At 68.5% G+C, this 6,740-nt stretch carries 6 protein-coding genes and 1 pseudogene; 2 read left to right on the top strand and 5 right to left on the bottom strand.

What is annotated here, in order from left to right; all coding sequences use genetic code 11:
* A pseudogene (locus ACFPZL_RS08355) lies at positions 1-866 on the top strand (hypothetical protein); the annotation flags it as partial.
* Positions 867-869: 3 nt separating this feature from the next.
* On the opposite strand, the gene ACFPZL_RS08350 reads toward ACFPZL_RS08355, so the two are convergent.
* Genes ACFPZL_RS08350 through sdhC form a run of 5 tightly spaced genes read right to left on the bottom strand, consistent with a single transcriptional unit; the run spans position 870 to position 5,341 of the window.
* Complete coding sequence (locus ACFPZL_RS08350) at positions 870-1,784, bottom strand: YihY/virulence factor BrkB family protein (protein ID WP_218114620.1); 915 nt, start codon at positions 1,782-1,784, stop codon at positions 870-872.
* Between the two features lie 36 nt (positions 1,785-1,820).
* Positions 1,821-2,609, bottom strand: coding sequence for a succinate dehydrogenase iron-sulfur subunit (locus ACFPZL_RS08345; protein WP_218114619.1), 789 nt, complete (start codon positions 2,607-2,609; stop codon positions 1,821-1,823).
* A 3-nt stretch (positions 2,610-2,612) separates the two neighbouring features.
* On the bottom strand, positions 2,613-4,445 hold the full coding sequence (gene sdhA / locus ACFPZL_RS08340) for a succinate dehydrogenase flavoprotein subunit (protein ID WP_218114618.1): 1,833 nt from the start codon (positions 4,443-4,445) through the stop codon (positions 2,613-2,615).
* A 22-nt stretch (positions 4,446-4,467) separates the two neighbouring features.
* Complete coding sequence (locus ACFPZL_RS08335; RefSeq protein WP_218114617.1) at positions 4,468-4,908, bottom strand: succinate dehydrogenase hydrophobic membrane anchor subunit; 441 nt, start codon at positions 4,906-4,908, stop codon at positions 4,468-4,470.
* Positions 4,909-4,921: 13 nt separating this feature from the next.
* The gene (gene sdhC, locus ACFPZL_RS08330; protein WP_218114616.1) at positions 4,922-5,341 is read right to left on the bottom strand and encodes a succinate dehydrogenase, cytochrome b556 subunit; all 420 of its coding nucleotides are present in this window, start codon (positions 5,339-5,341) and stop codon (positions 4,922-4,924) included.
* Between the two features lie 223 nt (positions 5,342-5,564).
* Here sdhC and ACFPZL_RS08325 point away from each other — a divergent pair, with 223 nt between their 5' ends.
* Positions 5,565-6,683, top strand: coding sequence for a mannose-1-phosphate guanylyltransferase (locus ACFPZL_RS08325; RefSeq protein WP_218114615.1), 1,119 nt, complete (start codon positions 5,565-5,567; stop codon positions 6,681-6,683).
* Positions 6,684-6,740: the final 57 nt, after the last annotated feature.

Here is a 6,740-nt window from a genome sequence, read left to right as displayed (position 1 = left end):
CGGGCGGAGTCGCGACCGCGGCCGTCCTGACCGGCACCGTGGCCGCTGCTGCGGCCGTGGCCGGAGTCATCGCTCTCGTCGTCTCGAACCTGGTGGCCCCGGACCCCGCGATCGGTTCCCCGGCCGCGGCTGCGGACGAGCGCCTCGTCGCCTCGGATGAACCGATCGACGACCTCGACATCGAGACCGCGATGCTGCGGACCCATCGGACGGCGACGGACCCGGAGCCCGCCGCCGACTCCGAGGACGATCCAGACGATGACGAGGGCGCCGCAGGCCATCGCGAGCGCCGCGACGACAACGGCACGGACGACGACGACGACGACAACGACAACAACGGAGACAACGGCGACAACGGCGACGGCGGAGAGGACGACGGCGACGACGATTCGAACGGCGGCCCGAGCGAGCCGGAGCCGCCCGTCGACGAAGCAGATCCGTCGCTGACCCCGGGGTACGTCTGCTCGTTCGCGGGCGAGAGCTCCATCCTGCTCGGCGAGGCGAACGAGTACGGTCTGATCCGCCTCCGCGCGACCGCGCCGAACGGCGCGCCCGTGGAACTGTTCCATCCGCTCTACGATCCGGCGCTCGAGGGCGTCGAGCCCGGCAATGTCTTCTCCGACGGCGTCTTCGCCGATCCGTACGGCAACTCGTTCGACTTCGGCTTCTTCACCGGCACCGACCCCGTGCCGAGCCCCGGCTGGTGGGGGTTCAGCCCCGACCTTCTCCCGCAGTGGGCGATCGAGTTTCCCGGGCTCGCCGTCGGCGACACGTTCATCGAGATCCGGCTGGTGACTCCCGACGGCCGTCAGTCGCCGTGGACCGGGATCGACCCGGATAGCGCCTGCGGCGGCACGACCGGCTGACGGTCAGGCGGTCGCCTCGGGCGCGCCCAGCGTGCGATCCTGACCCGTGGCGATCCAGGCGGCGGTCAGCAGCAGCGAACGGCAGACCAGGTTGAACCAGATCAGCAGACCCACGATGACCGCGAACGAGGCGAGCAGCGGGTTGCTCGAGGCACCGCCGAGGAGTGCCGCACCGAGGATCTTCAGCCCGAAGAGCGCGGCACCGCCGAGCACGCATCCGCGCAGCAGCGCCCAGACGGGAATGCGGATCTCGGCGAGGAGCCAGTGGATCGCGAACAGGATGAGCACGTCGAAGAGGAACAGCGCCGAATAGCGCAGCGTGACGCCGAGGCCGCTGAGCAGCCAGTTGTCGGGGCCGACGCCCAGCCAGTCGAACAGGAGCTCGGTGATGTTGGTGCTGAGCACGGTGAGCGCCGCGGAGACGACCAGCGCGGCCAGGAAGATCAGCGCCAGCAGCAGGTCGCGGAGTTTCAGCAGCACTGCGTTGCGATACTGTTTCACCTCGAGGCCGAAGATGATGCGGATCGCCCGCCGCGTACCGGTGAACCAGGTGATCGTGACCCAGAGCAGCGAGACCGCGGCGACCGCACTCGTCCAGTCGAGACTGCGATGCCCGAGGAGCGTAGCGACCGAGACCACTCCGTCGTCGCCGAGCAGCCCGGGTACGATCCGGTTGATCTGCTCGACCAGGCTTTCGAGCAGCTCGTCGTTCCCGCGCAGCCAGGTCCCGAAGACCCCGAAGCCCACCCAGAGCGCCGCGAACACGGCGAACACCGCCTGGTAGCTCATTCCGGCGGAGAGGACGCTGCCGCCGACATCGGTGAGGTGCGACCAGGCGCGCCAGGGCCGCAATCGCTGCAGACGCTGCCACAAGGATCGCGCCTCCCCGAGAAGCTCGGGGAGGCGCCGGTCCGTCATGCTGACGAGTCTAGAGTGCGGGAGACCGCTTCGCCGTCAGTTCGTCCGGCCGGTGCGGATCGCGGCCTTCACCTCGGCGATGGCCTGGGTGACCTGGATGCCGCGCGGGCAGGCGTCGGTGCAGTTGAAGGTGGTGCGGCAGCGCCACACGCCCTCCGTGTCGTTCAGGATGTCGAGGCGCACCTGCGCGTTGTCGTCGCGCGAGTCGAAGATGAAGCGGTGCGCGTTGACGATCGCCGCGGGGCCGAAGTACTGGCCGTCGGTCCAGAAGACGGGACACGAGGTGGTGCACGCCGCGCACAGGATGCACTTGGTGGTGTCGTCGAAGCGCTCGCGATCCTCGGCCGACTGCAGGCGCTCCTTGCCGGGTGCCGGCGGCGCCGATTCCGCCATAAGGAACGGATTGACGGCACGGTACGCCGCGAAGAACGGCTCCATGTCGACGATCAGATCCTTCTCGAGCGGCAGACCCTTGATCGCCTCGACGTAGATCGGCTTCGAGATGTCGAGGTCCTTGATCAGCGTCTTGCAGGCGAGCCGGTTCTTGCCGTTGATCCGCATCGCGTCCGATCCGCAGATGCCGTGCGCGCACGAGCGGCGGAAGGACAGCGTCCCGTCCTGATCCCACTTGATGCGGTGCAGCGCATCGAGGACGCGGTCGGTCGGGTACATCGCGACGTCGAAGTCCTCCCAGTACGCCTCTCGGCCCGTCTCGGGGTCGTAGCGGCGGACCAGCAGGGTGACGTTGAAGGGCTGGAGACCCGCCTCCTCGGCAGGCGTGCCGGGGCCTTCGGAGGTGACGGTGTCCGTGGTAGCGGTGCTCATCGCCTAGTACTTCCTCTCCAGCGGCGGGTATCGCAACTCGCCCTGCTCGTTCTTCGTCATGACGACGGGCTTCCAGTCGAGCCTGATGTGATCTTCGGGATCCGCCGAATGGGGGTCCCCGCTCAGGTACGCCATGGTGTGCTTCATGTAGTTCTCGTCGTCCCGGTTCGGGAAGTCGTCGCGCATGTGCCCGCCGCGGCTCTCCTTGCGGTTGCGCGCGGCGAAGACGAGCACCTCGGCGAGGTCGAGCAGGAAGCCCAGCTCGATGGCCTCGAGCAGGTCGGTGTTGAAGCGCTTGCCGCGATCCTGAACTCCGACGTCCTGGTAGCGCACGCGCAGATCGTGGATCACCCCGAGCACCTCGGTCAGCGACTCCTCGGTGCGGAACACCTGGGCGCCTCGGTCCATCGCGTCCTGCAGCTCCTTGCGGATGTCGGCCACGCGCTCGGTGCCGGTGCCGGTGCGGAAGCGCTCGACGAGCTCGCGGATCTCCTTCGCCGGGTCGGCGGGCAGGTCGACGAACGAGGCGTCCTTGGCGTAGTCGGCGGCGTTGTTGCCCGAGCGCTTGCCGAAGACGTTGATGTCGAGCAGCGAGTTCGTGCCGAGGCGGTTGGAGCCGTGCACCGACACGCAGGCGCACTCGCCCGCGGCGTAGAGGCCGGGGACCACCGTCTCGTTGTCCATCAGCACTTCGGCGTCGTTGTTCGTCGGGATACCGCCCATCGCGTAGTGCGCGGTCGGGAACACCGGCACGGGCTCGGTGACCGGGTCTACGCCCAGGTAGGTGCGGGCGAACTCGGTGATGTCGGGGAGCTTCGTCTCGAGCACCTCGGCGCCCAGGTGGGTGCAGTCGAGGTAGACGTAGTCCTTGTGCGGGCCGGCGCCGCGGCCGTCGAGCACCTCCTGCACCATGCAACGGGCGACGATGTCGCGCGGCGCCAGGTCCTTGATCGTGGGCGCGTACCGCTCCATGAAGCGCTCGCCGCTGGCGTTGCGCAGGATCGCTCCCTCGCCGCGCGCGCCCTCGGTCAGCAGGATGCCGAGCCCCGCGAGACCGGTCGGATGGAACTGGTAGAACTCCATGTCCTCAAGCGGCAGTCCCTTGCGCCACACGATGCCGACGCCGTCCCCGGTCAGCGTGTGCGCGTTCGAGGTGGTCTTGAAGATCTTGCCGAAACCGCCGGTCGCGAAGACGATCGACTTGGCCTGGAAGACGTGCAGCTCCCCGGTCGCGAGATCGTAGGCCACGACCCCGGCGGGCTTGCGGTCCTTGCCCTCGCCGGTCATCACGAGATCGAGCACGTAGTACTCGTTGAAGAAGTTCACGCCCAGCTTGACGCAGTTCTGGAACAGCGTCTGCAGGATCATGTGCCCCGTGCGGTCGGCCGCGTAGCACGCCCGGCGCACCGGTGCCTTGCCGTGGTCGCGCGTGTGACCGCCGAAGCGGCGCTGGTCGATCTTGCCCTCGGGCGTCCGGTTAAACGGCAGACCCATGTTCTCGAGGTCGATGACCGCGTCGATGGCCTCCTTCGCGAGGATCTCGGCGGCATCCTGGTCGACGAGGTAGTCGCCGCCCTTGACCGTGTCGAAGGTGTGCCATTCCCAGTTGTCGTCCTCGACATTCGCGAGTGCCGCGGCCATGCCGCCCTGCGCCGCGCCCGTGTGCGAGCGGGTGGGGTAGAGCTTGGTGATGACCGCCGTCTTGGCCTTCGGACCCGCCTCGATGGCGGCGCGCATGCCCGCGCCGCCGGCGCCGACTATCACGACGTCGAACTGGTGGTAGGTCACGCCGTCCTTGACGGTGACTTCCTCGCCCTCATGGGTGTTGATGGTCACGAGACTGATTCTCCGTTCGAGCTTAGGACGCCGTGCAGAACGAGGCGAGGAGGTCGGGATCGGCTCCCGCGGGGCAGGGATCGAAGGTGAAGACCACGAGCGTGCCGAGCAGGATCAGCAGGGCGGCGGCGAGGAAGAGCGCGACCTTGAGGCCCTTCGCCACACCGGGTCGGTCGACGTAGTCGTTCACGATCGTCCGCATGCCGTTGGCGCCGTGGATGAGCGCGAGCCAGAGCAGCAGGACGTCCCAGACCTTCCAGAACGGGTTGGCGAGCTTGCCGCCCACGAAGCCGAAGTCGATCGCCGAGATGCCGTCGCCGACCATCAGGTTCGAGAAGAGGTGGCCGAAGATCAGCACGACCAGCAGCACGCCGGAGACGCGCATGTAGACCCAGCCCCACTTCTCCCAGTTGGTGCGCTTCTTGGCCGGAGCCTGAGTGCGGGGAGCCTCTATCGTCGTCATCGTCCGCTCCCCCTCAGTGCCCGAACACGTTCATCAGGTGACGCGGGGTGAAGCCCAGCATCACGACCACCCAGAGCGCGATGACGATCCAGAACATCGCTCGCTGGTACTTGGTGCCCTTGCTCCAGTAATCGACCAGGATCAGTCGCAGACCGTTGAGCGCGTGGAAGGCGATGGCGCCGACGAGCACGGTCTCGCCGAGGCCCATGATCGGGTTCTTGTAGGTGCCCATGACGGCGTTGTACGCCTCGGGGCTGACCCGGATCATCGCCGTGTCGAGCACGTGGACGAGCAGGAAGAAGAAGATCGCCACGCCGGTGATGCGGTGCAGGACCCACGACCACATGCCCTCGTTGCCGCGGTAGAGCGTGCCGCCGGGGCCGCTCTTCTTCTTCGCGGCCGGGGGCACGGCCTCGGCTGTTTGTGCTGACACGGGCACACCCTCCTAGAGTCGGCATCGCCGGGATTCGCCGGCCTTCGCTGCGACGGGCGGTACACGGCTTGGCTGTGAACACGCCCACAGCCATTATGGCACCAATCCACCGGCCTCTTGACCGGCGTACATCTGATGAATGGGCGGTTCCGCCGTGCCGCGGAAGCGGTGTCCCACCGATCCCGACGACCCGTCCGGTCCCCCGCCGGTTAGGGTGGAGGCCATGACGGAAATCGCGGCGATCGACCGCTTCACCTGCGTGATCCCGGCCGGCGGCGTCGGCTCGCGCCTCTGGCCTCTCTCCCGGGCCGCGGCGCCCAAGTTCCTGCTCGACCTCACGGGCGGCGGAGACTCCCTCCTGCGCGCCACCTGGAACCGGCTCATGCCGATCGCACCGCCCGAGCGGATCATGGTCGTGACCGGCAACGCCCACCGGGAGTCCGTGGTCGAGCAGCTGCCCGGCCTCCTCCCCGAGAACCTGGTGACCGAGAGCGAGCCGAAGGACTCCTCCGCCGCCATCGGCCTGGCTGCGGCGATCCTCGAGCAGCGCGACCCCGAGGCCATCCTCGGCTCCTTCGCCGCCGATCACGTGATCCGCGGGAACGTGCTCTTCCAGCGCGCCGTGAAGACGGCGGTGCAGGCGGCCGATCAGGGATACATCGCGACGATCGGGATCCACCCCACCCACCCGGCGACCGGCTTCGGCTACATCAAGTGCGGCACCGGGCGCACCGACCTCGCCCCGTTCGACGTCTACGACGTCGAGAAGTTCGTGGAGAAGCCCGACGAGGCGACCGCGGGCGCCTACCTGCAGCAGGGCGGGCACCTCTGGAACGCCGGCATGTTCATCGCGCGGGCGAGCGTGCTGCTCGACCAGATGGCCCTCGCAGAACCCGGGCTCGTCGCCGCCCTTCGCGAGATCGCCTCGGTCTGGGGCACGAAGAAGGCCGCCGTCGCGCGCGAGCGCCTCTGGTCGGGCCTGCCGAAGATCGCGGTCGACTACAGCGTCGCCGAGCCCGCCGCCGCATCCGGCAAGATGGTCTGCGTCGCCGCGCACTTCGACTGGGACGACGTGGGCGACTTCGCCTCGATCGCCGACCTGCTGACCCGGGGCCGCAAGGGAGACCTCGCCGTGCTCGGCGACGGCGCCCAGGTGCTCTCGGACGCCTCGAGCGGCATCGTCGTCTCCGAGAGCGACCGGCTGGTGGCGCTCGTCGGGATGACCGACGTCGTCGTCGTGGACACGGCGGACGTGCTGCTCGTCACGTCGAAGGCGCACGCCCAGGACGTGAAGGCGCTCGTGAACCGGATGAAGGTCAGCGGGGGCGGGCACCTGCTCTGACGCCGCCGCTCGGCGCTCCCGGCGGACCGCGGCCTACCCGTCGGCCGCCCGCAGGCC

Origin of the sequence: Leucobacter soli (assembly GCF_042659205.1) — a bacterium.
Taxonomy (GTDB): Bacteria; Actinomycetota; Actinomycetes; order Actinomycetales; family Microbacteriaceae; genus Leucobacter; species Leucobacter soli.
Note: the sequence above shows the minus strand (reverse complement) of the source record. Positions and strands in the feature narration are given on the sequence as shown.